General features: G+C 71.3%; 22 protein-coding genes. 15 read left to right on the plus strand and 7 right to left on the minus strand.

What is annotated here, in order from left to right; translation table 11 throughout:
- Positions 1-38: 38 nt before the first annotated feature.
- The gene (locus tag ACWDLG_RS16580; RefSeq protein WP_449920641.1) at positions 39-1,175 is read right to left on the minus strand and encodes a mandelate racemase/muconate lactonizing enzyme family protein; all 1,137 of its coding nucleotides are present in this window, start codon (positions 1,173-1,175) and stop codon (positions 39-41) included.
- Between the two features lie 173 nt (positions 1,176-1,348).
- On the opposite strand from ACWDLG_RS16580, the gene ACWDLG_RS16585 reads away from it, so the two are divergent.
- The 7 genes from ACWDLG_RS16585 to ACWDLG_RS16615 all read left to right on the plus strand — a co-directional run bounded on the left by ACWDLG_RS16585 (position 1,349) and on the right by ACWDLG_RS16615 (position 10,803).
- Positions 1,349-2,320: a LacI family DNA-binding transcriptional regulator gene (locus ACWDLG_RS16585; RefSeq protein ID WP_449920643.1), complete on the plus strand. Its 972-nt coding sequence runs from the start codon at positions 1,349-1,351 to the stop codon at positions 2,318-2,320.
- A gap of 96 nt (positions 2,321-2,416) precedes the next feature.
- Entirely contained in the window at positions 2,417-3,784 is a 1,368-nt protein-coding gene (locus ACWDLG_RS16590) for an ABC transporter substrate-binding protein (protein WP_449920646.1), read from the plus strand.
- A 38-nt stretch (positions 3,785-3,822) separates the two neighbouring features.
- Entirely contained in the window at positions 3,823-4,668 is an 846-nt protein-coding gene (locus tag ACWDLG_RS16595) for a carbohydrate ABC transporter permease (RefSeq protein ID WP_354910803.1), read from the plus strand.
- A complete protein-coding gene (locus ACWDLG_RS16600; RefSeq protein WP_449920649.1) occupies positions 4,665-5,516 on the plus strand; it encodes a carbohydrate ABC transporter permease in 852 nt (283 codons plus the stop codon). The genes ACWDLG_RS16595 and ACWDLG_RS16600 overlap by 4 nt, the downstream gene beginning before the upstream one ends.
- A gap of 22 nt (positions 5,517-5,538) precedes the next feature.
- On the plus strand, positions 5,539-7,779 hold the full coding sequence (locus tag ACWDLG_RS16605) for a hypothetical protein (RefSeq protein WP_449920651.1): 2,241 nt from the start codon (positions 5,539-5,541) through the stop codon (positions 7,777-7,779).
- Complete coding sequence (locus ACWDLG_RS16610) at positions 7,776-9,968, plus strand: FAD-dependent oxidoreductase (protein WP_449920652.1); 2,193 nt, start codon at positions 7,776-7,778, stop codon at positions 9,966-9,968. Before ACWDLG_RS16605 ends, ACWDLG_RS16610 begins: the two co-directional genes overlap by 4 nt.
- A 4-nt stretch (positions 9,969-9,972) precedes the next feature.
- Positions 9,973-10,803 carry an NAD-dependent epimerase/dehydratase family protein gene (locus tag ACWDLG_RS16615; RefSeq protein WP_449920654.1) on the plus strand — a complete coding sequence of 277 codons (831 nt, stop codon included), beginning with the start codon at positions 9,973-9,975 and terminating at the stop codon, positions 10,801-10,803.
- A 152-nt stretch (positions 10,804-10,955) separates the two neighbouring features.
- On the opposite strand, the gene ACWDLG_RS16620 is transcribed toward ACWDLG_RS16615, so the two are convergent.
- Positions 10,956-11,807: a DUF72 domain-containing protein gene (locus ACWDLG_RS16620; RefSeq protein ID WP_449920657.1), complete on the minus strand. Its 852-nt coding sequence runs from the start codon at positions 11,805-11,807 to the stop codon at positions 10,956-10,958.
- Positions 11,808-11,903: 96 nt separating this feature from the next.
- Between ACWDLG_RS16620 and ACWDLG_RS16625 the strand changes: the two genes are divergently transcribed.
- The 4 genes from ACWDLG_RS16625 (at position 11,904) to ACWDLG_RS16640 (ending at position 13,937) form a co-directional block, all read left to right on the plus strand.
- Positions 11,904-12,329, plus strand: a complete 426-nt coding sequence (locus tag ACWDLG_RS16625) for a hypothetical protein (RefSeq protein ID WP_354910787.1) — start codon at positions 11,904-11,906, stop codon at positions 12,327-12,329.
- A gap of 79 nt (positions 12,330-12,408) precedes the next feature.
- The gene (locus ACWDLG_RS16630) at positions 12,409-12,984 is read left to right on the plus strand and encodes a hypothetical protein (RefSeq protein ID WP_449920659.1); all 576 of its coding nucleotides are present in this window, start codon (positions 12,409-12,411) and stop codon (positions 12,982-12,984) included.
- A 5-nt stretch (positions 12,985-12,989) separates the two neighbouring features.
- Entirely contained in the window at positions 12,990-13,739 is a 750-nt protein-coding gene (locus tag ACWDLG_RS16635) for a hypothetical protein (protein ID WP_449920662.1), read from the plus strand.
- 6 nt (positions 13,740-13,745) lie between these two features.
- Entirely contained in the window at positions 13,746-13,937 is a 192-nt protein-coding gene (locus tag ACWDLG_RS16640) for a hypothetical protein (RefSeq protein ID WP_354910780.1), read from the plus strand.
- 80 nt (positions 13,938-14,017) lie between these two features.
- On the opposite strand, the gene ACWDLG_RS16645 is transcribed toward ACWDLG_RS16640, so the two are convergent.
- Genes ACWDLG_RS16645 through ACWDLG_RS16655 form a run of 3 tightly spaced genes read right to left on the minus strand, consistent with a single transcriptional unit; the run spans position 14,018 to position 16,537 of the window.
- Positions 14,018-15,337, minus strand: coding sequence for an NAD(P)/FAD-dependent oxidoreductase (locus tag ACWDLG_RS16645; RefSeq protein ID WP_449920665.1), 1,320 nt, complete (start codon positions 15,335-15,337; stop codon positions 14,018-14,020).
- On the minus strand, positions 15,334-15,747 hold the full coding sequence (locus ACWDLG_RS16650; protein ID WP_449920668.1) for an ATP-binding protein: 414 nt from the start codon (positions 15,745-15,747) through the stop codon (positions 15,334-15,336). The genes ACWDLG_RS16645 and ACWDLG_RS16650 overlap by 4 nt, the downstream gene beginning before the upstream one ends.
- A 13-nt stretch (positions 15,748-15,760) precedes the next feature.
- Complete coding sequence (locus ACWDLG_RS16655; RefSeq protein ID WP_449920670.1) at positions 15,761-16,537, minus strand: SigB/SigF/SigG family RNA polymerase sigma factor; 777 nt, start codon at positions 16,535-16,537, stop codon at positions 15,761-15,763.
- Positions 16,538-16,738: 201 nt separating this feature from the next.
- Here ACWDLG_RS16655 and ACWDLG_RS16660 point away from each other — a divergent pair, with 201 nt between their 5' ends.
- Complete coding sequence (locus ACWDLG_RS16660) at positions 16,739-17,113, plus strand: STAS domain-containing protein (RefSeq protein ID WP_354910772.1); 375 nt, start codon at positions 16,739-16,741, stop codon at positions 17,111-17,113.
- Between the two features lie 67 nt (positions 17,114-17,180).
- Here ACWDLG_RS16660 and ACWDLG_RS16665 read toward each other — a convergent pair whose 3' ends face one another.
- Complete coding sequence (locus ACWDLG_RS16665) at positions 17,181-17,888, minus strand: GAF and ANTAR domain-containing protein (protein ID WP_354910770.1); 708 nt, start codon at positions 17,886-17,888, stop codon at positions 17,181-17,183.
- Between the two features lie 35 nt (positions 17,889-17,923).
- On the opposite strand from ACWDLG_RS16665, the gene ACWDLG_RS16670 reads away from it, so the two are divergent.
- The 3 genes from ACWDLG_RS16670 (at position 17,924) to ACWDLG_RS16680 (ending at position 21,871) form a co-directional block, all read left to right on the plus strand.
- Positions 17,924-19,774, plus strand: a complete 1,851-nt coding sequence (locus ACWDLG_RS16670) for a SpoIIE family protein phosphatase (RefSeq protein WP_449920672.1) — start codon at positions 17,924-17,926, stop codon at positions 19,772-19,774.
- A 123-nt stretch (positions 19,775-19,897) separates the two neighbouring features.
- Positions 19,898-21,004, plus strand: a complete 1,107-nt coding sequence (locus ACWDLG_RS16675) for a glycosyltransferase (protein WP_449920674.1) — start codon at positions 19,898-19,900, stop codon at positions 21,002-21,004.
- A gap of 153 nt (positions 21,005-21,157) precedes the next feature.
- Positions 21,158-21,871: a glycoside hydrolase family 16 protein gene (locus tag ACWDLG_RS16680; protein WP_354910762.1), complete on the plus strand. Its 714-nt coding sequence runs from the start codon at positions 21,158-21,160 to the stop codon at positions 21,869-21,871.
- Here ACWDLG_RS16680 and ACWDLG_RS16685 read toward each other — a convergent pair.
- Entirely contained in the window at positions 21,855-22,904 is a 1,050-nt protein-coding gene (locus ACWDLG_RS16685) for a PucR family transcriptional regulator (protein ID WP_449920677.1), read from the minus strand. The two genes, ACWDLG_RS16680 and ACWDLG_RS16685, sit on opposite strands and share 17 nt — an antisense overlap.
- Positions 22,905-22,966 lie beyond the last annotated feature (62 nt).

Genomic DNA, 22,966 nt, shown 5'->3' on the forward strand with positions numbered 1-22,966 from the left:
GGAAGATGCCGACCTCAGGCGGGTGCCGCGGCGTCGGCTCACCAGTTGGTGAAGGCCCCGTCGCGGGTGCGCAGGTGGGGGCGTTCGGCGGCGACGGCCTGGTACTTCCTGGCCTGGACGCGGTCGATGTCGACGCCGAGGCCTGGCAGATCCGGGACGTCCAGGCGACCGCCACGGACCTGCGGCCGAGCGGTGAAGACGTCCGCCAGCTCGGGCTGGGCCTGGTGTTCCTGCACCCCGACGTACGGCGCGGCCAGGTTCAGGTGCAGCGACGAGGCGGCGGTGACCGGGCCGAGGGGGTTGTGGGTGGCCAGTTTGACGTAGTGCGTCTCGCACATCGCGGCGATCTTCCTGGCCTCGGTGAGCCCCGCCGCCACGGCGACGTCCACCCTGGCGTAGTCGACGAGGTCCTGCTCGACGAGCCGCTGGAACTCCCATTTCGACCCGAACTGCTCGCCCGCCGCCAGCGGCACCGCCGTGCGGGACCGCAACGACCGATACGCTTCGAGGCCCTCGCAGCGCAGCGGGTCCTCCACGAAGTACGGCTTGGCCGCTTCGATCTCGCGGCACAACGTCACGGCCTCGGGCAGGTCGAGCCGCGTGTGCACGTCGAGGATCAGCTCCACGTCGTCACCCACGGCCTGCCGTACCGCGTGGAACAGTTCGATGCCCCAGCGCATCGAGGCCCGCTGGTCGAGGGTGCCGTCCCTGTCATGGGGCACGGCGAAGCGCAGGTGCCGCCAGCCTTCCCCGACGAGCGCCCGCGCCCGGTCCAGGAACGCCTCGAGGTCGTGATAGTCGTCCCCCAGGTGCGCGTAGGCGGGGACGTGGTCACGTACCCGCCCGCCGAACAACTCGTAGACCGGCACGCCCAGCGTCTTGCCCCGGATGTCCCACAACGCCACATCGATCGCGGCGATGGCGGACGACACGATCCGGTCGGCGGGGAAGAAGCCCCGGCGGAACATCACCTGCCACAGGTGCTCGATCCGGGCGGGGTCCTCGCCCAGCAGCAGCTCGCCCAGGTGCTCGATCGCCCCCGAGACCGCCTTCTGCCGCGAGCGGATGCCCACCTCGCCGATGCCGTGCACGCCCTCGTCGGTGTCGACGACGAGCAGCATCATGCTGTCGCCGTGTTCGGGCAGGGTGAGCACTTCCCAACCAGTGATCTTCACAGGCGAACTCCTATGAGAACGTTACCGGGATTCTCAGAAACGCCATCATGCATCATCTCCACACCGTCCGCCAGACACGGGTTCACCAGGTTTCGAACCGCGAAGATACGCTCTTGACGCTTCCGGGAACGTTTGCAACCATCCTCCGTACCGACGACGTGGCGGAGGGCAACGTGGCAGTGACGATCAGGCAGGTGGCGCAGGCCGCCGGAGTGTCGGTCTCGACCGTCTCCCGCGCGTTCACCACCCCCGACCAGGTGCAGCCCCAGACCCTGCAGCGCATCCGCGACACGGCCGCGAAGCTGGGCTACGCGCCCAACCCGGCGGCCCGCTCGCTGCGCGGCGGGAAGACCGAGTCTCTCGGGCTGATCATCCCCGACATCGCCAACCCGTTCTTCCCGCCGATCTTCAAGTCGATGCAGGCCCGCGCCAGGCGGCTGGGCTACACCGTCCTGGCGGCCGACACCGACGAGCGGGAGTCCGACGAGCTGGAGACCATCACCGCGGTCGCCAAGCGGGTCGACGGCATGATCCTGTGGGCCTCCACCCTGCCGGAGGACAGGCTCGCCGAGCTGGCGCGGACCATGCCGGTGGTGCTGGTGAACCGGCACGTGCCCGGCATTCCGGAGATCCACATCTCGCTGACCGCCGGCATCTCCCAGGCGGCCGAGCACCTGAAGGCCTACGGCCACACCAGGTGCGTCTTCGTCAACGGCTCGCGGCCCGAGCTCAGCCGCGGCAAGTCGATAAGAGAGGCGTTCGAGGCGCACGAGTTGTCCCTCGTCGAGCTGGGCCCCTACGAGCCGCGCTTCGAGACCGGCGTGCACGCCGCCACCCTGGTCACCTCCTGCGACGCCACCGCGGTGCTCGCCCACAACGACCTGGTCGCGCTCGGCGTGCTGCACCAGCTCGCCAAGCTCGGCGTCGACGTGCCGCGGGAGGTCAGCGTGATCGGCATAGACGACACCCTGCTCGCCGAGACCTCCACCCCGTCGCTGACCACCATCCGCATCTCGGCCGAGGAGCTCGCCACCCAGGCCACCGACCTGCTGCTCGACACCATCGCCGGGCGCGGTGCCGGTCGCGTCCTGGAGATCGGCTCCCGGCTCATCCCCAGGGCCTCGACCGGTCCCGTCCTCCGCTGACCGCGGTTCCCGAGGTACGGCGCGCGCCGTACCGCCATCCCGTCATGCCGTCTTCAACACCGTTTTTCCTGCTATGACCTGAATGCGGGAGTTCAGATGAAGAAGATCACCGCCTCCCTCGGCGTCGCCGTTCTGGCCACGACCGCCGCCGCGTGCGGATCGTCCTCCGGTGCCGGGCAGGAGTCCGCCACCATCACCCTCAGGGTCCAGGGCATGCCTCCGGCGACGGACAAGCCGGGCCTGGCCGCGTTCGAGAAGACGGTCGCCGACTTCGAGAAGCAGAACCCCGGCATCACCGTCGAAGGCTCCCCGGCCACCTACGACCCCCTGACGTTCTCCGCCAAGCTGGCCGGCGGCAAGGTCGAGGACGTGATCAAGGTGCCGCTCACCGAGCCGCAGGGCCTGATCGCCCGCAAGCAGGTCAAGCCGCTGACCGCCGAGCTGGCCAAGTGGCCGCACTACAAGGAGGTCAACCCGCAGGTGCTGCGGCCGCTGAGCGACGCCGCCGGCCAGGTGTACGGCGTGCCCCAGTCGCCCTTCGCGATGGGACTCGTCTACAACAGGGAGCTGTTCGAGAAGGCGGGCCTCGACCCGGACAAACCGCCGGTCACCTGGGAGGAGGTGCGGGCCCACGCCGAACGGATCGCCGAGAAGACCGGCAAGGCCGGATTCGTGCACGAGTCCAAGAACAACCAGGGCGGCTGGCAGCTCACGAAACTGACCTACACCTTCGGCGGCGACATGGAGCGGCTGGACGGCGACAGGTGGGTGGCCGCCTTCAACGCCGAGCCCACCCGGCAGGCGCTGACCCTGCTGAAGGAGATGCGCTGGACCGACGACTCCATGGGCGCCAACCAGCTCAACGACCAGAACGACGTGATCAAGCGGTTCGCCGCCGGCGAGGTCGGGATGTACCTGGGCACGCCCGGCACCTACCGGCTGGCCAAGATGACCTACGGCATGCGGAACATCGACGCGTTCGGCATCGGCCCGCTCCCCCAGGCCGGCGGGAACGCCACGCTGACCGGCGGTGACGTCTACATGGTGCCCAGGTCGGCCTCCGCGGGGAAGACGGCGGCGGCGGTGAAGTGGCTGCTGTTCGCCTACGCCCAGCCGCAGTACGACACCGGCGCCGCCGCCGAGCGGGCCAAGGCGCTGGCGGCCGATCCGAACGCCGCCGTCGGCGTGCCGACGCTGCCGATGTTCGACGCCGCCCGGCAGGCGAAGATCGACGAGGCCGTCAGGCCCTACGTGAACGTCAAGCTCGAGCACTTCCGGCCGTGGATCGAGGGCACCCCCAGGCTCCGGCTCCGCGCCGAGCCGCCGGTGCAGGCCCAGGCCGTCTACGCCGTGCTCGACAGCGTGGTACAGGCCGTCCTGACCGACAGGGACGCCGACGTCAGCGCCCTGCTGGCCAAGGCCGAGACCGACGTGAACGCCAAGCTCGCCGCGAGCCGGCAGTGACCGTCGCGACGCGCGCCAGGAGGCGGGGGAACACCGTCATGGCGTTCCTGTTCCTCATCCCGGCCTTCGTCGCCTTCGGGGTGTTCTCCTACTGGCCGATGATCCGGGGACTGCTGATCTCCTTCCAGGAGACGAACCTGGTCGACCCGGCCACCTGGGTCGGGCTGGACAACTTCGCCGCGCTCCTGCGGGATCCGCTGCTCTCCACGGCGATCGCGAACACCCTGCTGTTCGTCGGGCTCGGCCTGCTGATCGGGTTTCCGGCGCCGCTGATCCTGGCCACCGTCATGTCGACGGTGCGGAAGGGCGCGGGGATCTACCGCTTCCTCGTCTACCTCCCGGTGGTGATCCCGCCGGTGGTGGCGATCCTGCTGTGGAAGTGGTTCTACGACCCGGGGCACGGCCTGTTCAACGAGTTGCTGGGCCTGGCCGGCCTGGGCCCCTTCCCCTGGCTGGAGTCGCCCAGGACCGCGATGCTCAGCCTGGTCATCCAGTCCACCTGGGCCTGGATGGGCAGCACGGTCCTGATCTACCTCGCCGCCATGGTCACCATCCCCGCCGAACTCTACGAGGCGGCGCAGATGGACGGCGCGTCGATCGCGCGCCGGCTGTGGCACATCACCCTGCCCCAGCTCCGCCCCACCATCGGCCTGCTGCTGCTCCTGCAGCTGGTCAGCACCACCCAGGTCTTCACCGAGCCTTACGTGTTCACCGACGGCGGCCCGGAGAACAGCACGCTGACGATCCTCCTGCTGATCTTCAGGTACGCCTTCAGGGACGGCGCCTACGGCCAGGCCGCCGCGCTCGCCTTCCTCCTGGCGATCTTCCTGGGCCTGATGTCGGCGATCTACCTGCGGGCCACCCGCGCCTGGAGCTCCTCATGAGCCTGATCTCCCACGTCGAGGAGCGCCGCCCGGCGGTCAGGGCGGCGGTGCGCGCGGTCCAGTGGCTCACCCTGGCCGTCCTCCTGCTGATCGGCGTCGGCCCGCTCTACATGACCGTCAAGGGCGCGGTCTCCCCGGCCACCGACCTGATCGCCGAGCCGCTCCAGCTCTGGCCCGGCGACCCCAGGCCGGAGAACTTCGGCACCGCCTGGAACGACCTGGGCATCGGCCACTACCTGCTCAACACGGTGCAGGTCGTCGGCGGTTCGTGGGCCGTCCAGCTGGTCGTCGCGATCACGGCAGGCTACTCCCTGTCGGTCCTGAAACCCCGGCTCGGCAGGCTGATCTACGGCGCGATCCTGGCCACGATGTTCGTCCCCTACACCGTCTCCATGGCCAGCCTCTTCCTGACCATCATCGACCTGGGCCTGGTCGACTCCTACTGGTCGATCTGGCTGCCCGCCGGAGCCAGCGCCTTCAACGTGCTGCTGGCCAAACGCTTCTTCGACGCGCTGCCGCCGGAGCTCTTCGCCGCCGCCCGGGTCGACGGCGCCGGCTCCTGGCAGCTGCTGACCAGGATCGTGCTGCCGATGAGCCGCCCGATCCTGGCCGTCATCAGCCTGATCGCGATCATGCACAGCTGGAAGGACTTCATCTGGCCGCTCGTGGCCATCACCGACCCGGACAAGCAACCCATCAGCGTGGCCCTGGCCACGCTGGCCGACCAGGCGCCGCAGGACCTCCTGATCGCCAGCATGGCGATGGCGCTGGCCCCGCCGGTTCTCCTGTTCTCGGTCTTCCAGAAGTACGTCGTCGCCGGGCTCGGCTTCACCGGCGTCAAAGGCTAACCCCCCGAAAGGCGGACCCCCCATGCCTGATGTCTCCCGCCGCACCCTTCTCCAGACCGCCGCGCTCGCCGGCGCGGCCTCCGCGCTCACCGTCACCCCCGCCCAGGCGGACGCCCTGTCGATCTCGGCCGACGGCATCACGCTCGTCGCCGAGGCCGGCGGCTCGATCCTCGTCCGCGACGGTTCGGGGACCGATCTCCTCAGGATCGGCCACTTCATGATCAAGGACACCGTGCTCGGGCAGCAGCGCACGTTCGGCGGCACGCCGAGCCTGACCACGGTGAACGGCCGGCCCGCCCTCCAGGTCGCCTACACGATGCCGGCGAGCGCCTCGGCGGTGACCGTGCGCGGCACGTTCACCGTGGCCGCCCGCCGGGCGAGCCTGAGCTGGGAGGTGACCGGCAGCGCCACGCTCTCCCCGACCGGCTACATGTTCTCCCGCGCTCTGGTCGGCAACACCGCGCCGGAGAAGTACGTGCCCGCCACCGTCTGGACGAAGGACCCCCGCGGCGGCGTGCCGTACGAGGTCAACGCGGGCTCGCTCTACCAGGAGACGTGGGCCGGCACGCGCGCCTGCTTCCGGCTGGCGGCCTCCAATCCGTCGTTCACCAACGCCACCTGGATCCACGCGCCGGCCGGCCAGGACGGAGCGACCCGGGTGGAGCTGGTCCTCGGCGACCTGCGGCCGAGCGCGGCCAACGCCGTGGCGACCGCCGCGCCGCTCGGCGTCGACGTGTGGAGCGACCAGCCCTTCGGCCTCTACGAGCCGGGCGCGACCATGGCGGTCAACGCGCAGGTGGTCAACGGCGCCGCCGACGCCAAGCCCGTCACCCTGACCTGGTGGGCCCGCGACTTCAACGGCACCGTGCTCGGCACCGGCCGGCTCACCAGGACCGTCGAGCCCGGCGCGGCCTGGCAGGAGACGCTCACCGTGCGGGGGCCCGCGCAGGGCCTCGTGTTCACCGAGGTCAAGGCCACCTCGGGAGATGAGGAGGCGTTCGCGCGGACGAACCTGGCCACTCTCAAGCCCTACGCCTACCGCGCCGACGGCAGGTTCGGCATCGCGAACTACACCTGGCTGCTCGTCCCGGACAAGCAGCAGGTCGGCCGGCTGATGCAGAGGATCGGCGTGAGATGGGTGCGCATCGCCTACGACGGCGCGCCGGGCATCCCGCCCGCGGAACTCGACGCGCTGGGCATCAGGCACAACGTCCAGCTCGGCGGCGTGATCTTCAACGGTACGGCGGAGCAGATCGCCGCCTGGGCCGACGACCGGGCCAGGATCGCCGTGCAGTCGGGTGCCGCCTACTTCGAGGTGGCCAACGAGCTGAACCAGCCCTGGATGTCCGGGCAGAAGGCCGCCGAATACGTGCGCGACGGCCTGAAACCCATCCACGACAGGCTCAAGGACTCCGGCGTCAAGCTGATGAACTGCGGGCTGGGCGGCATGGACCACCGCTGGACGGCCAACTTCCACGCGGCGGGCGGCTGGGACCTGATCGACGCGTTCGCCTTCCATCCCGGCCGGGGCAACTTCACCGCCGACTACGCCCCGCCGCCGGAGGAGTGGGAGCAGGGCGCCAACGGCTCCTACTGGAACTTCCTGGGCGCGCTGCGCAAGGCCAGGCAGACCCTCGACGAGTACGGCGGCGACAAGGAGCTCTGGCTGACCGAGGCCTACGCCTGCACCCGGCCCAACCGCTGGTGGAACGACACCCACCGCCAGGCCGCCGAGAACGTGCTGCTCCAGCTCGCGCTCTGCCTGTCGGAAGGCGTGGACGGCGTCAACTGGTACCAGCCCCACGACAGCACCATCCACCACCCGCAGGAGGCCGATCCGAACAACCCGGAATACCACTTCGGGCTGCTGAACCGCGACACCAGCGCCAAGCCCGCGCTGCTGGCGTTCGCGACGGCCACACGCCACCTCGAGGGCGCGACGTTCAAGCGCTGGCTCACCTTCGCCGACCCCGACCTGAAGGGCCTGCTCTTCGACACTCCGCGCGGCAAGCTCGCGGTCCTGTGGAGCCGTAAGGACGGCTACATCCTCAACCGCGACCACGGCGCCGACCAGTGGTACCCGCACCCCGAAGGCTGGGTGGACCACTGGCCGACCAAGACGTGCGTGTCCCTGAAGTCCTCCGGTCCGGCGATCCGGGAGATCGACTGCATCGGGCAGGAGCGCACGATCACCGCCACGGGCCGCCGCGTCCAGGTCACGTTGGACGGCGCCCCGCGTCTCTACTACGGGCTGGAGCTATGAGAACCGAATCCCTCTCCCACGACGTGACCGTGATCGGCGGCGGTCTGGCCGGCGTCAACGCCGCCGTCGCCGCGGCCCGGCTGGGCCGTACGGTCGCCCTGGTCACCAACCGGCCCGTGCTCGGCGGCAACTCCAGCAGCGAGGTCCGGGTCTGGGTGGTCGGGGCGACCGGGCACGGCAGGAACCACCACGCCCGCGAGGGCGGCATCATGGGCGAGCTCTTCCTGGAGAACCAGTACAGGAACCCGCAGGGCAATCCCTACTTCTGGGACACGACCGTTCTCGACCTCGTCCGGCAGGAACCGAACATCGCGCTCTTCCTCAACACCGACGTGCGGGAGGTGTCGTGCCCGGCGGGCCGGATCAGCGCCGTGACCGGCTGGATGATGGGCTCGGAGCGGCTGATCACCTTCGAGTCGCCGATCTTCCTGGACTGCACCGGCGACGGGCTCGTCGGCCACCTGGCCGGCGCGAGCCACCGCGTCGGCCGCGAGGGACGCGCGGAGTACGGCGAGCCGTGGGCGCCGGAGGTGCCCGACGACATCACGCTCGGCAGCACGCTGCTCTTCTACACCAAGGACGCGGGCGAGCCGGTCCGTTACGTCCCGCCCAGCTTCGCCAAGGACATCACCGGGACGTCGATCCCCGAGCGGCGGATCATCAGGGCCGGCGACAACGGCTGCGCCTACTGGTGGATCGAGTTCGGCGGCGAGCTGGACACCGTGCACGACAACGACCGCATCCGCGACGAGCTGTGGTCGGTCATCTACGGCATCTGGGACCACATCAAGAACTCCGGGAAGTTCGACGCGGAGACCATGACCCTGGAGTGGGTGGGGTCGCTGCCCGGCAAGCGGGAGTACCGCCGGTTCCTCGGCGACCACGTGCTCACCCAGCACGACGTGCTGGGCCAGACCCCGTTCGACGACAGGGTCGCCTTCGGCGGATGGTCGATCGACCTGCACCCGCCGCAGGGCATGTACGCCAAGGAGGACGGCGCGAAGCAGCGCTACGCCGACGGGATCTACCACATCCCCTACCGGTGCCTCTATTCGCGGAACGTGCCCAACCTGCTCATGGCCGGGCGGAACATCTCCGCGTCGCACGTGGCGTTCGGCTCGACCAGGGTGATGGCCACCTGCGCCACGATCGGCCAGGCGGCCGGCACCGCGGCCGCCCTGTGCGTGGCCGGCGGTCTCTCACCTCGCGAGCTGGACGCGCGCGACCTTCAGAGAACCCTCCTGCGGGAGGACAGCTCGATCATCGGCCTGCCGTACGAGGACCCCTCGGATCTCGCGCGGACCGCCACCGCCTCCGCGTCGAGCACGTTGACCCGATTCGCGGTCGAGACCTCGGCCGAGGTGTGGCCGCTGGAGGCGGACGCCGGACTGGTCGTGCCGGTCGACCCGGCTCTGGACGCGATCGAGCTCATGCTCGACGCGGCTGCCGGCACCGAACTGGTCGTGGATCTCTACGATCCGGTGCTGGGCCAGAACTACGTGCCGCGGGAGCTGATCGCCTCGCATGCCGTACCGGTGGAGCCGGGGAAGAACCAGTGGGTCCGCGTGGATCTGTCCTTCCGGCCCGGTCGGGCGCAGAACGCGTTCCTGCTGATCAGGGCGAACCCTGACGTCCGCCTCCATGTCGCCGACCGGCCCACGCCTGGCGTGCTCTGCCTGACCCGGGTCCCGCTGCGCCCCCAGGACGAGGCGCCCCAGCTGCTGCGGGAGTGGTCCGACGCCGGTCTGCTGCGCCGCACCTTCTGCTTCCGGGCCGGCCCGACGGACGTCTTCGCGCCGTCCAAGGCGCTCGACGGCTTCCAGCGTCCGCACGCCGGACCCCACATGTGGGTGTCGGACACCCTGCCCGCCACCCTCGAACTGTCCTGGCCGTCGCCGGTGACGATCGGCCGCGTCGACGTTTTGGCCGACGACGACGTGAACGAGGACCTGATCAACCTGCACCACCACCGCACGCCGTTCGAGGTCATGCCGACGCTGCTCCGCGACTACCGTCTGCGGGTACGGCAGGACGGCGGCTGGCGGACGGTGGCCGAGGTGCGCGGCAACCGGCGCCGACGCAACGTCCACGACCTCGAGCCGGTCGCCGCCGACGCGCTGAGGATCGTGGTCGAGGCCGGCAACGGGACACCGTACGCCCATGTCGTGGCGGTACGCGTGTATGAGTAGACCCATGAAGCGTGTCCTGGTCACCGGTGCGGCCGGCCGTATCGGCCGGGCCGTCCTCGACCTGCTCGGCCGGCGGGGGATCCCGGCCAACGCCCTCGTGCTGGAAGATCCCGGAGACCTCAGGGCCGAGCTGGTCGTCGAGGGAAGCGCGACGGACCCGCGCGCCGTGCGGGAAGCCCTCAGGGGGGCCGACGCGGTGATCCACCTCGCCGCGATCCCCACCCCCGAGCGGCATCCCGCCGAGACGGTCTTCGCCACCAACACCCAGGCCACCTACACCGTGCTGGAGCAGGCCGGCCAGGCGGGGATCACCCGGGTGTGCACCGCGAGCAGCACGGCGATCTCGGGGCTGCCGTTCGCCGCGCGCGCCCTCCACCCGCGATACGTCCCCGTGGACGAGGAGCAACCGCCAGGGCCCGAGGATCCCTACGCGCTGTCCAAGCAGGTCGACGAGCTGACCGCGCAGATGATGTCGCGCCGCTACGGCATGTCGGTGGTCGCCCTGCGCCTGCCGTACGTCGGCGGCTTCGACGAGCGCCTCCTCGACTTCGCGCGACGGTGCGAGCTGGACCCCGGCCTGCACGCGCCCGGCCTGTGGGCCTACCTCGAGACCCGCGACGCGGCCCGGGCGTGCCTGCTCGGCCTCAGCCCCGCCGGCTTCCACGTCGTCACCGTCGCGGCCCCGGAAACCCTGGTCTCCCACCCCACCGAGGATCTGCTCCGCCGCTATCACCCCGCCGCCGAGATCCGCTGCCCCCTGCCGGGACGCACCGTCCCGCTGAAGCTGACCAGGGCCACCGCCGTTCTCGGCTTCAGCGCGGAGTTCCGCGTCTGACCCGACGGTGGGCGAGGAGCCCCGCCGCGCCCACGCCCGCGCCCAGCAGAGCGGTCGCGGGCAGGAGGACACGGCCGCCCCCGCGCGTGCCGCTGCCCGTCGCCGTGGACGCCCGGCGGCCACGCACGCGGCGCCAAGCCGGCACGTGCGGGTCAGAAGAGGGTCAGCGGTTCGGCGGGCACCGGCTCGGGCAGCGGCTCCACCTCGGGCAGGCGGGCCCGCACTTCGTCGTGGAAGCGGCGGGCGAGCGGCAGCGCGTCGGCGTTGTCGGGCGTGTGGATGAACACGGTCGGCGAGCGGCCCTCGCGCAGCCACTCGGTGACCGTACCGACCCAGTGCCGCCAGCCCTCGACGGTGCGCCCGGTGTCGTCCCTGCCGAGGTAGCGGACGATCGGACGGCCGGTCAGCGCGCGTGACCGGCGGGGCACGCGAGGCTTCTTCGTCCAGGCGTCCCGTTCGGCGTCGCTGGTCGGCGGGCTGCGGAACAGGGTGGTGGTGTCGAACGGGATCCATTCGGCCTCGACGCCCGCCAGCACCTGTTCGAGGAGCCGCTCGGAGCGGGCGTCGTCGAAGAAGGCGCGGTGGCGGACCTCGACGGCGTACCGGTGAGAGCGCGGGAGGCGGCGGAGGAAGGCGGCCAGGGCGCCGAGGTCGGCCGGCCCGAACGATCCGGGAAGCTGCACCCACAGGGCGTGCGCCCGCGGCCCCAGCGGCTCGATCGCCTCCAGGAACGCGCTCAGCTCCTCCTCGACGCCGCTCAGGCGGCGCTCGTGCGTGATGGATCTGGGCAGCTTCACCACGAAGCGGAAGTCGGGGCCGGTCTGGGCGGCCCACGTCTCCACGGTGGCGCGCGTCGGCGTCGCGTAGAAGGTGGTGTTGCCCTCCACCGCGTCGCACCAGCTCGCGTAGGCGCGCAGGCGCTCGCCCGGTGGGAGCGGATGCGGCAGGAAACGCCCCTGCCATGGGGTATGAGTCCACATCGCGCATCCCACGTGAAGCCGCATGGAATCGACGCTATCGGATCCGCGCCGGTGATCCTTTCGTGACCCGGCAGGCGGCGAGCGCCTACCCTGGACGCCACGGCGAGCTTGGAGGACGTGGTGGGGCGCAGGCCGACGATCGACAGGGCGGAGCTGGCGCGGCTGGTCAGCGAGGGCATGAGCGTGCGGGAGCTGGCGGCCCACTTCGGGGTGAGCGAGTCGGGCGTGCTGCAGGCCAAGCGGGCCGCGGGTCTGGCCAAGGCGCAGCTCGACCACGGCGGGGCGCTGCCGTGGACGCTCAGCCGTACCCACGCCCAGTCGGGGCCCGCCACCAACCTGCGGAACCTGTCGGCGGCGGCGCAGGGCAGGCCGGTGGCGCCCGAGCGGCTCAACACCGCCCTGCGGTGGGCGCGGCGGCTGGTGGACCAGGGTCTCGACGTGGCCTATGACCCGGTGGAGGGGTTCACGGAGGTCCCGGCGGCCCCGTCCGGCTCGCATGTCGCCGAGGTGCTGGGCCGCGCTGTGAAGGCCGTCGAGGGTAGCTGACGGAGGCGTTTCGGCACGCGCCTCCGGGGCAGTCGGAAGGCCGATCACGGCACATCCCGACAGACTCCGGAGGCGTCTGATGACCACCTCAACTCTGATCTGGGTGGCCGTCATCGTGGTGGTGGTCATCGCCATCGCCGCGGTCGGCTACGTCATCCTTCAGCAAAGACGCCGGGCCGGCCTGCGCGACAGGTTCGGGCCGGAATACGAGCGCGCGGTCGCCGAGCACGACAGCACGCGCGAGGCGGAGCAGGAACTGATGGCGCGGGAGCAGCGCTTCTCCGAGCTCGACATCAGGCCGCTCGACGAGGGCAGCCGGCAGGTCTACGCCGTGCGGTGGGGCGAGGTGCAGGAGCGCTTCGTCGACGCGCCAGGGTTCGCGGTGACCGAGGCGGACCAGCTGGTCACCTCGGTGATGGGTGACCGCGGCTACCCCACGGGCGACTACGACGACAAGGTCTCGACGCTGTCGGTCGCGCACGCCACGACGCTGGACCACTATCGCAAGGCCCACGAGATCAGCGGCCGCGCGGCCAGGAAGGAGGCCTCGACCGAGGAACTCCGCCAGGCCATGGTGCACTACCGCGCGCTGTTCCAGGACCTGCTGCACGACGACGCCCCTCACTTCCCCCGTCAGGAACCCAGAGGACGGTGAACGATATGACCGAGCACAGACCCGCCGAGGACGCGCTGCAGGTGCCCCCACCGCGCGCCGACCAGGCCAGGAACGATCCCGACGCCACCGACGACGCCACCGACCGCGACTTCCAGGCCACCGCCGCAGAATCGCGTGACCAGAACGCCGAGCGGCAGTGGCAGGGCCGCACGCGCGACGACCTGGCCCAGGAGGACCAGGCGCGCGCCGGCCAGGCGTGGGAGGGCGGCCACGAGGAGCGGCACCAGCCGATGATGGACGCCGACGCCGGCCGTCAGCAGGAGGACACCCGCTACCACGACCCCTACGAGACGCAGGCGCCGGACGACGTCCTCGCCGGCCACCGCGGCGAGACCGCCCGGCCGGAGGCCGCCGGGCAGGGCGCGGGAACGGCCGAGCCGGAGCGGACGCAACCGGCCACGGCCGGGCCCGCCGGGCCGGGATCCGCCGCGGGCCAGGACATCCGCCGCGAGGCCGCCGAGCCGGGCGGGTTCCTGCTCGACCAGGACCCTGAGCAGGTGCGCATCCGCTGGCGTGAGGTCCAGGCCTACTTCGTCGACGATCCCCGCGAGTCGGTCGACCGGGCCGACGCGCTGGTGGAGGAGCTGCTGGCGACCCTGACCTCCCGTGCGGCCCAGCTGCGCGACCGGTGCAAGAACGCCGGCGGGGGCGACACCGAGGTGCTGCGCCAGGCCCTGCGTGAATACCGGTTGATGGTCGACCAGTTGCTCACTCTCACCCCGGCGGAAAGGTGACATGACATGCTCGCCATCGTCGCGGCGATCGTGTTCGGGCTCGGGTTCTTACTCGACCTGCTGAACACGAGGATCGCCGGCATCAGCGGAATGGCCTTCGTCCTGCTCGGCCTGTGCCTGCTCGCCCTGCACCAGGCGGGCATCGGGACGGCCGGCATCAGCGGCTACCGCGGCGGCTGGCGCCGTACCAGGCGCTAGCGCCACCACGATCCACCCTGAGATCACGAGGGGCGCCCTGCGGGAGGGCGTCCCTCGTGCGTGCCCGGCCTGGCACGTGCTCAGCGGGCGTGGGAGACGGTCCGTTCGGTCATGGCGGCGTACTCGAACTCCCGGCGGGGATCGCTCAGCGCGGCCAGCGCCGTGATGTCCCTGCGGAAGAACAGCGCGAGCGTCCAGTCCATGAGCACCCGCGCCTTCCTGTTCATGGTGGGCATCCGCGACAGGTGGTAGGTCCGGTGCACGAACCACGCCAGCGGCCCGCGCAACTTCACGCCGTAGATCTGCGCGACGCCCTTGTGCAGGCCGAGGCTGGCGACCGAGCCCGCGTAGGCGTGCCGGTACGGCCTGCGCGCCGTCCCCCGGATCGTGGCCAGCAGGTTGTCGGCCAGCACCCTGGCCTGCCGTACGGCGTGCTGGGCGTTGGGCGCGGTGTACTGGCCCGGCTTGGTCAGGTCGGGTACGGCGGCGCAGTCACCCGCGGCGAAGACCTCGTCGTGGCCCTCGACGTTGAGGAACGGCGTGGCCCGCACCCTGCCCTTGCCGTCGAGGGGCAGGTCGCCGTGCGCGACGACCGGGTTGGGTTTGACGCCTGCCGTCCACACCAGCGTGGCCGCGTCGAACACCGAGCCGTCGTCGAGCACGATCCGCCCGTCCACGGCCGACTCTAGGCTGGTCTTCAGCCGCACGTCGATGCCGCGGGCGCGCAGCTGCTCCAGGGTCCAGGCGCCCATCTCGGGCCCCACCTCGGGCAGGATCCGGTCGGTCGCCTCGATGAGGTACCACTTCAGGTCGGACGGCTCGACGCCCGGGTAGTAGCGGCACGCGTCGTGGGCCATGTCCTCCAGCTCGGCCAGCGCCTCGACGCCGGCGAAACCGGCGCCGACGAACACGAAGGTCAGCGCCTCACGCCTGATCGCCTCGTCGTCGGTGGAGGCGGCCAGGTCGAGCTGGCCGAGGACGTGGTTGCGCAGGTGGATGGCCTCCTCCACGGTCTTGAACCCGATGCCGGACTCGGCCAGCCCGGGGACGGGCAGGGTGCGGGAGATCGAGCCGGGGCACACGACGAGCAGGTCGTAGCCGACGCTTCGCGCCTGACCCCGGTGCGGCCGGAAGCTCACCTCGCGCCTGCCGGTGTCGATGTCCTCGATGACGCCGTTGAGAATCGTGCAACGTGGCAGCACCCGGCGCAGCGAGACGACGACGTGCCTGGCCTCCAGGTTGCCCGCCGCCGCCTCGGGAAGGAACGGCTGGTAGGTCATGTAGGAGTCGACGTCGATGAGGGTGATGTGCGCCTCGCCCGCGCGAAGCCGGCGCTGGAGCCGCAGCGCGGTGAACATCCCCACCGAGCCGCCGCCAAGGATAACGATGCGAGGAGTCATCGCGCTCCTCTACCCCCGAAGCGCATCGTAACCGTGCTGCCTTCCTCGCCGGTGCGGATGTCGACGCTGCCGGCGAGCCGTCGGGCCACCCACAGGCCCATGCCTCTGGTCGCGTCGGGCGCGGGCGGTGTGGCGCCCGGTTCGCCCTCGAGCTTCCACCGGCCGTCGTCGTGCACCTCCACGACGACCTGGTCGTCCTCCCGCCAGATGCGCAGGCGGGCCTTGTCCCGGGCGCCGTGGGTGACCGCGTTGGTGGTCACCTCGTTCACGGCGACGAGGAGGTCGGTGACCTCCGTCTCGGACAGGCCCGACGCACGCGCCTGGTCCGCGGCGAAACCCCGGACCTCCGGCAGGTCGGACAGCCGGAAGATCACTTCTCTGAGCAGGGCGTTCCTTTGTTCCCCGTCCATGGGAAGCCCCCATCTAGCGCTCCGCGATCAGTTCTGCCCTGAGCTGGTCGAGGACCTTGCGCAGAATGCGCGAGACGTGCATCTGCGAGATTCCGAACTCCGCCGCGATCTCGGCCTGCGTCATGTTGCCGAAGAAGCGCAGCAGCAGGATGTTCTTCTCCCTGGAGGGCAGGGCGTCGATGAGAGGCTTGACGGCCTGCTGGTCGACCAGGGTGTTGAGAGTGTCGTCGTCCTCCGGGATCACGTCCCCCAGGGAGGCGGCGTCGTCGTCGGCGCCCAGCGGGGCGTCCAGCGAGAGCGTGCTGTAGGCGGCGGAGGCGTCGAGGGTGAGCAGGACGTCCTCTTCCGAGATGTTCATCTTGGCGGCCAGTTCGGCCACCGTGGGAGCGCGGCCGAGATCCTGGCTGAGGTCGGAGACCAGCCTGTTGAGCTCGGAGCGGCGCTCCTGGTAGAGCCGGGGCACCCTGATCGCCCAGGTGCGGTCGCGGAAGTGCCGCTTGACCTCACCGGTCATCGTGACGACGGCGTAGCCCCTGAAGGCGTGGCCGAGGCCCGCGTCGAAGCCGTTGATGGCCTTCATGAGGCCCACGTAGGCGGCCTGCAGAAGGTCCTCCATCGGCTCGCCCCGGTAGCGGTAGCGTCTGGCGATCTCCATCGCGAGCGGCCGGTGCATCTCGACGACGCGCTCTCGCACCCTTTCGCGCAGCGAGTCAGGGGTGCCGTCCCTGACCATCTCGGCCAGGAGTTCCTCCGCGGTCATGTCGTCGAGGACGCGTTCCTGAACAGCCATTGGCGTCTGCTCCTCATATGGTCGCAGCCCGCCCCCGCACAGCGAAAAAGCCCAGGCAGAGGCGCGCCTCACGAGAGGTCGCTCGGAAGCCCTCTGCTGGACTTCGACTTCAGTTTTCCCCCTTTGGGATGGAGTATTCAACCCCTGGGCGGTGACAGTAGGGTTGCCCTGCCAGACAGGGGACGACGGAGGAGGCTTCGGGTGACGGTGTCGGAGAACGGTGAGTGGCCGAAGGCCGCCCTGAGTCTGACGTCGTCGATCGCCGGCGGACTGCCCGTGGTGGCCGTGGAGGGCGTGCTCGACGCCACGACGAGGGAGCAGTTCGCCGACCATCTGGCCGAGGTGGTGGCCGTCCACGGCCACGATCTCATCCTCGACCTTGCGGGGGTCACCTTCATGGACTCGCGCGCGCTCGGCCTGATCGTGCACCACTGGCAGGGGTGCACGTCGGCGGGTGGCAGGTTCGCACTGGTGGGCGTGCGCTACTCGCCGTCGAAGGTGATGTGGATCACCGGGCTGGCGCAGCGGCTGCCGCTGTACGAGACGCTCGACGAAGCGCTCGCCGCGCTGAGCTGACCGGCACCTCCCGGCCGACCTCGCGCCGGGCCGGCAGGTGCTCTCACCGCTCCAGGACCGGCGCCTCTCAGCGGGCCTTGCGCTGGTGCTCCTCCACCAGCAGCCGGGCCAGGTCGGCGACCTTGACCTGGTGGTGCTGGGAGACCCTCCGCAACTCCTCGAAGGCCGCCTCGGCGCCGCACCCGCTGGTCTTCATGATGATGCCCTTGGCCTGGTCGATGACGGACCGCCCGGCCATGGCCTCCTGCAACTGGGCGGCGTCGGTGCGCATCTCGTCGAACTCCCACATGTTCGCCATCGCCACCCCGACCTGCTCGGACAGCATCTCCGACAGCGGCGCGGCGGCCTGCGCGGTGAAGGCGCCCGGCCGTACCGAGTACAGGCCCACCACCAGCAGCACGGGCTGGATCTCGATCGGCAACACCAACGCCGAACGGACGCCCCACCGGGTGGCCAGGCCCGCGTAGCGCGCCCAGCGGCGGTCGCGCAGCACGTCGGCGACCACCACGCGGCGCCGCGTGCCCCGCGCCTCGATGGAGGGCCCCTCGCCGATCCGCCGTTCGCCCTCGACCAGCATGATGAGCTCGCTGTGGGACCCCGACACCAGCACCCGGTCGTCGCGCCACAGCTCGGCCGACCCTCCCGAGCAGCCGGGCACCCCCCGGGCCAGGGTCGTGGTCAGCCCGCGAAGTACGCTCTCACTCGAGGTGTCGTCGCCGACCCGGCCCAGCGCAGCCAGGTCGCGCGCCAGCACGGAGGTGATCATTCTCGCCATGGCGAATCCCTTCCCGATGAGCCTAGATTAAACAGGTGACCGAACCCATCGGCCTGGCCGCCCTCGAACACGCCCTCGATGAGCTCGGGGGGCGCGTCTCGTCGCTGCGCGCGGCCCGGTCCGCCTACCCGGGGGAGCTGGCGCAGACGCTCGACGCCGCGCTGGCCGAACTCGACACCGCCACCGAGCTGCTGGCCGCGGCCAAGGCGGAGCTGTCCGGCGCCGCCAGGAACAAGGCGGGCAAGGGCGCCTCCCAGCGGGAGCTGAAACTGCTGCGCCAGGTGTTCAGGGTGTTCCCCGTGCCGGTGATCGTGCTGGACGGCGGCGGCGTGATCAGGCGGATCAACGCCGAGACGGCCGCGCTGCTCGGCAGCCCCGACGGGTTCCTGATCGGCAGGTCGTTCCCGCTGCTGGTGGACGTGCCGCGGCGGGCGGCCTTCCGGTCCCATCTGACGGCGGTGCTGCAGACCGGGCAGTCGGCCGCGTTCGAGACCAGGCTGGCCCACCAGGGCCGCACCCACATCGCGCAGCTGGTGCTGACCAAACTGACGATGCCGGGTGAGCCGCAGCAGATGGTGGCGGCAGTGGCGCTGCCGACGCAGGTGCAGGTGTCCGAGCCCGGCACGCCCCGTCCCGAGCTGTCCGACGCGGCGCTGCTGATGACGGCCGCCAAGCGGCAGGAGCTGCTGGCGCGGATGACGTCGCTGCTGCTCGACGAGGAGAGCCTGCGGCTGCCCGTGGCCCTGTCACGGGCGGCGCGGCTGCTGGCCGAGGAGTGGGCCGACTGGGTGATCGGCGACGTCCTGCGCGACGACCTGCTGAGCAGGTCGGTGGTGCTGGGGCCGAAGGACCAGCCGGTGGCCGAGCTGGTACGGCTGGTCGAGCGGGCCGACCCGGCCGCCGGCCCGCTCGTGGCGCAGGTGCTCGACCAGGGCACCGGCGTGGTGCACGAGATGGTCGAGGACGAGTCGCTGCTCGGCTCGTCCGCCGACGGGCCGCTGCTGACCACGATGGGGGCCGGCTCCATGCTGTGCGTGCCGATCGGCGTGGAGGGGGCGGTCCGCGGGGTGCTCACGCTGGTGCGCTCGCACGACCGCCAGCCGTACACGCTGGCCGACCTGGGGCTGGTGCAGGAGCTGGGCGCGCACCTGGGCATGGCGATGGCGGCCAGGGAGCGCTTCCGCGACCGCTCGCAGGCCGCCGACGCGCTGACGGCCAGCGTGGTGCCGCGCAACCTGCCGCAGATCCCGGGCTTCGAGGCGGCGGCGATCTACCACCAGGGCGCCTCGGTGGGAGCGGAGTTCTACGACGTGTTCCCCGTCAAGGACGGATGGGGGTTCTCGCTGGGCGGCGCGGTCGGCTCCGGTGAGGAGGCGGCCTCGGTCAGCGCGATGGTGCGCGGCGGGCTGCGCGTGCTGAGCGTGTGGGAGAGCGATCCCGACATCGCGGTGCGCAAGGTCAACGAGGCGCTGGTCGCGCAGCGCTCCGGCATGTTCGTCATGGCCGCGGCCGGCTACGTGAAGGGCAGGACGATCACCGTCAGCTCCGCCGGGCACCATCCGGCCGCGCTGGTGCAGCCGGACGGCGGGGTGCGCTTCGTCTCCGGCGGCGGCGTGCCGCTCGGCATCGCGGCCGAGGCCGAGACGGCGGTGGAGGAGATCACCCTGACGGCGGGCCAGACGCTGGTCTTCTACTCCGAGGGCCTGGTCTCCTCACGCGGCGAGCACGGCGAGCCGTACGGGGAGGAGCGGCTGGCCGACGTGCTGGCCCGCAGCGTGCAGCAGCCGCCCTCGACCGTGGTGAAGTCCATCGAGCAGGACAGGCACGCCTTCTCCGGCGGGCGGGTGTGGGACGAGATCGTGGTGCTCGCGCTCCGCGTGGCGTGACCACCGCCCGGTTTGGGCCCCCCGAGCAGGTTTACTTTTCCCGGGCACCGGGGTAAGCCTAGAAGGAAGTGAGTGCCTAAGACGCAGGCACACCCCGCAGCTGTTACCTGCCCGAGGTGTGTCATGCATATCGCCATCGTCGCTTCCGACCAGCGGCGCACTCATATCCTCGCGGTGGCCCGCGAGCTGGGCCGCGAACACAGGGTGACGATCTTCTCCCGCCGCAGTGACGGCCAGGCGAAGCTCAGGACGAAGGTGTGCCATGGCGTCACCGTCGAGTCCATACCCGCGGGCCCGGCCCAGGATCTGCCCGCCGACGACGTGGTGCCGTTCCTGTCGGACGTGGGCGCGTACCTGATGCGCCGCTGGCTCGAGGAACGGCCCGACGTGATCCACGCCCACTCGTGGACCGGGGGGCTGGTGGCGGTGGCCGGGGCCAGCGGGCTGGGCGTGCCGGTCACGCAGACCTTCCACCACGACCTGGGCGTCGCCGTACCGCCGGCGCATCTCAGGCTGGAGCGTGTGCTCGGCCGGCGTGCCGACGCGGTCATCGCCGGCTGCGGCGACGAGGAGTCCGAGCTCATCAGGATGGGCGTCCCCCGCGACCACATCGCGGTCGTGCCCTGCGGGGTGGACGTGGACAGGTTCCGCCGCCAGGGCAGCGCGGCGGCCCGCGGCACCCGCAGGCGGTTGCTGCACGTCGGTCCCCTCTCCCCCGACCGGGGCGCGCACACCGTGGTGCGGGCGCTGGCCGCCGTCCCCGACGCCGAGCTGGTCCTGGCCGGCGGGCCGCCGGCCGAGGGGCTGGAGGAGGACCGCGAGGCCAGGCGGCTGCGCATGCTGGCCCGGCAGGCCGGCGTGGCCGAGCGGGTGAACGTGCTCGGCCGGGTGCCGAAGACGTCGGTGCCCAAGCTCATGCGCAGCGCCGACCTGGTCATGTCGCTGCCGCGCGAGGCGCCCGAGGGGACGGTCGCGCTGGAGGCCATGGCCTGCGGCGTCCCCGTCATCGCCTCGGCCGTGGGCGCGCACCTGGACGCCGTGGTCGACGGCGTCACGGGCCTGCTGGTGCCGCCGGACCGGCCCGCCCAGACCGCCAGGCTCATCCGCGAACTGCTCGCCGACCCGACCAGGCGCACGGCGCTCGGCTACGCCGGCGCCGACCGGGCGCGGTCGCGCTACTCGTGGGAGCGCGTCAGCCAGGAGCTGCTCCGGGTGTACGAATCGCTGTGAGCCGCCCCGCGTCCCGCCCGCCGCGCCCGGGCTGCGGCCGGCCGTCGGCGAGGTGCGTGGCACGGTCAAGGACGACGGCCACAAAACCGCGGAACACCGCGAGAGGGTCGAAAGCGCCGTTACCAAAGCGCAATCTGTGCTTTTCTGAGACTCATGTCGATTCCTGGTTATCTCGTGGCGGCGGCGCTCCTGGCGACGCCCGCCGCCACCACCGCGACCGAGCGGCCGCCGTTCGAGCAGGTCTTCACCGAAGGCTTCGACTCCCTGGACACCGGCAGGTGGATGGTCTACCACTCCCCCGGCGCCGAGACCAACCCCCGCACCGGCAAGGCCACGTCCGTCTCCGGCGGCGTGCTCCGGCTGAAGGGCGGCTTCTACGGCGGCAAGGACCTGTCGGGCGGGCTGGCCACGCGCTCGTCCCAGGAGTACGGCAGGTGGGAGGTCAGGTTCAAGGCCGAGGCCGGCGCCGGCTACACCCCGGTCGCGCTGCTGTGGCCCGACAGTCAGAGCGACGGCGACTACGCCGAGATCGACTTCGCCGAGATCGTCGACCCGCAGCGGCGCGGCGGCGGCATCTTCGTCCACGCGGGCCGCGAGCGGGCGCAGAAGCAGCTGCGCGCCGACTTCACCCAGTGGCACACGGTGGCCGTCGACTGGCTGCCGGGACGGCTGACGTTCTGGCTCGACGGCCGGAAGGTGTGGGACTACCGCGGCCCGCACGTGCCCGAGGGCAGGAAGATGGGACTGGCCCTGCAGAACGACGTCGTGTGCAACGAGTGGTCGCCGTGCAGGAACGCCGCCACCCCCGACACCGTGTCGATGTACGTCGACTGGGTGAAGGTCTACCGGTTCACCGGAGCAGCCTGACCGCCTTCAGCCCCAGGTGGACGGCCAGCCGGTCGTCGCCGTCCGACAGGTCGAGCCCGGTCAGGCGTTCGGCCTTGCCCAGGCGGTAGTAGAGGGTCTGGCGGTGGATGCCCAGCTCCGCCGCCGCCTTCTGGGCGTGCCCGCCGAGATCGAGGTAGGTCTCGACGGTGTGGGCCAGCTCGGTGTCCAGCGGCGCGGTCTCGGCGGCCAGCTCGCGCAGGTCGGCGCCGCCGAGCCGGGCCAGCAGCCGGTGCACGCCGAGATCGGGCCAGCAGGCGACGGGATGGAAGCGCGGGAAGTGCTCGGCGATCCGCAGGGCGTGCCTGGCCTCGCGGAAGCTCTGCCAGGCGTCGGCCGGATCGGCCCGCGGCGCGCCCATGCCGGCGGCGGTGCCGTACGCGGTCTGGAGGTTGCCCGCGATCTCGCCCGCCAGGTGCGCGGGGGCGAGCACGGCGACCGGCTGGCCCGCGCGTGCCAGCACGCCGCGCGGCAGCGTCCAGAGGGCGGCCACCCGCTCCTGCGACTCCCTGACGGCGATCGCGGTCACGGGACCGGCCAGGTCGAGAGCGGCTCCGGCCCGCTCCTCGGGGTCCGACGACAGCAGCGCGGCCAGCTCCCTGCCCAGGTCGTGGCGGCTGCGGGCCTCCTGGGCGAGCATGGCGGCCGCCCTGGACGTGAGCGGCCTGATGCGGGCCAGCTCGGCATCGCCGAGCGTGCCGAGCAGCCACAGGTAGCCGTAGGTCACCGACGTGTGCCGGAGCGGGACGCACACCCTGGCCAGGACGCCGAGCTCCCGGTCGGCGGGGATGCGGACGGGGCCCTCCGCCCTGGCGATGCCGAAGCGCTCGAAGTAGTCACGGACCTCGCGGCTGGCGCGTCTGCGCAGGATGGACTCCTGGCGGACGGTGTCGATGTCGCCGTGCTGCGCGCCGTACGCCAGCAGCCGGAAGGAGCGGTCCTCCAGCGTCGCGGAGACCCCGAGAACGCGGGCGATCTCGTCGACGGTCTCCTGTAGGTCATCGGTGTTGTGCATTTGTATGACAGCCTGCCACAACCCGCGTTACGGACGTCAATGGGCCCCTCGTGAGCAGGGGT

The organism is Nonomuraea sp. NPDC003727, assembly GCF_053586935.1.

Excerpts from the sequence above, each read along its gene's own strand:
- ACWDLG_RS16590 (WP_449920646.1), top strand. The coding sequence starts at position 2,417 with ATGAAGAAGATCACCGCCTCCCTCGGCGTCGCCGTTCTGGCCACGACC.
- ACWDLG_RS16595 (WP_354910803.1), top strand. The coding sequence starts at position 3,823 with ATGGCGTTCCTGTTCCTCATCCCGGCCTTCGTCGCCTTCGGGGTGTTC.
- ACWDLG_RS16600 (WP_449920649.1), top strand. The coding sequence starts at position 4,665 with ATGAGCCTGATCTCCCACGTCGAGGAGCGCCGCCCGGCGGTCAGGGCG.
- ACWDLG_RS16605 (WP_449920651.1), top strand. The coding sequence starts at position 5,539 with ATGCCTGATGTCTCCCGCCGCACCCTTCTCCAGACCGCCGCGCTCGCC.
- ACWDLG_RS16610 (WP_449920652.1), top strand. The coding sequence starts at position 7,776 with ATGAGAACCGAATCCCTCTCCCACGACGTGACCGTGATCGGCGGCGGT.
- ACWDLG_RS16615 (WP_449920654.1), top strand. The coding sequence starts at position 9,973 with ATGAAGCGTGTCCTGGTCACCGGTGCGGCCGGCCGTATCGGCCGGGCC.
- ACWDLG_RS16620 (WP_449920657.1), bottom strand. The coding sequence starts at position 11,807 with ATGCGGCTTCACGTGGGATGCGCGATGTGGACTCATACCCCATGGCAG.
- ACWDLG_RS16630 (WP_449920659.1), top strand. The coding sequence starts at position 12,409 with ATGACCACCTCAACTCTGATCTGGGTGGCCGTCATCGTGGTGGTGGTC.
- ACWDLG_RS16635 (WP_449920662.1), top strand. The coding sequence starts at position 12,990 with ATGACCGAGCACAGACCCGCCGAGGACGCGCTGCAGGTGCCCCCACCG.
- ACWDLG_RS16640 (WP_354910780.1), top strand. The coding sequence starts at position 13,746 with ATGCTCGCCATCGTCGCGGCGATCGTGTTCGGGCTCGGGTTCTTACTC.
- ACWDLG_RS16645 (WP_449920665.1), bottom strand. The coding sequence starts at position 15,337 with ATGACTCCTCGCATCGTTATCCTTGGCGGCGGCTCGGTGGGGATGTTC.
- ACWDLG_RS16650 (WP_449920668.1), bottom strand. The coding sequence starts at position 15,747 with ATGGACGGGGAACAAAGGAACGCCCTGCTCAGAGAAGTGATCTTCCGG.
- ACWDLG_RS16655 (WP_449920670.1), bottom strand. The coding sequence starts at position 16,537 with ATGGCTGTTCAGGAACGCGTCCTCGACGACATGACCGCGGAGGAACTC.
- ACWDLG_RS16665 (WP_354910770.1), bottom strand. The coding sequence starts at position 17,888 with ATGGCGAGAATGATCACCTCCGTGCTGGCGCGCGACCTGGCTGCGCTG.
- ACWDLG_RS16675 (WP_449920674.1), top strand. The coding sequence starts at position 19,898 with ATGCATATCGCCATCGTCGCTTCCGACCAGCGGCGCACTCATATCCTC.
- ACWDLG_RS16680 (WP_354910762.1), top strand. The coding sequence starts at position 21,158 with ATGTCGATTCCTGGTTATCTCGTGGCGGCGGCGCTCCTGGCGACGCCC.
- ACWDLG_RS16685 (WP_449920677.1), bottom strand. The coding sequence starts at position 22,904 with ATGCACAACACCGATGACCTACAGGAGACCGTCGACGAGATCGCCCGC.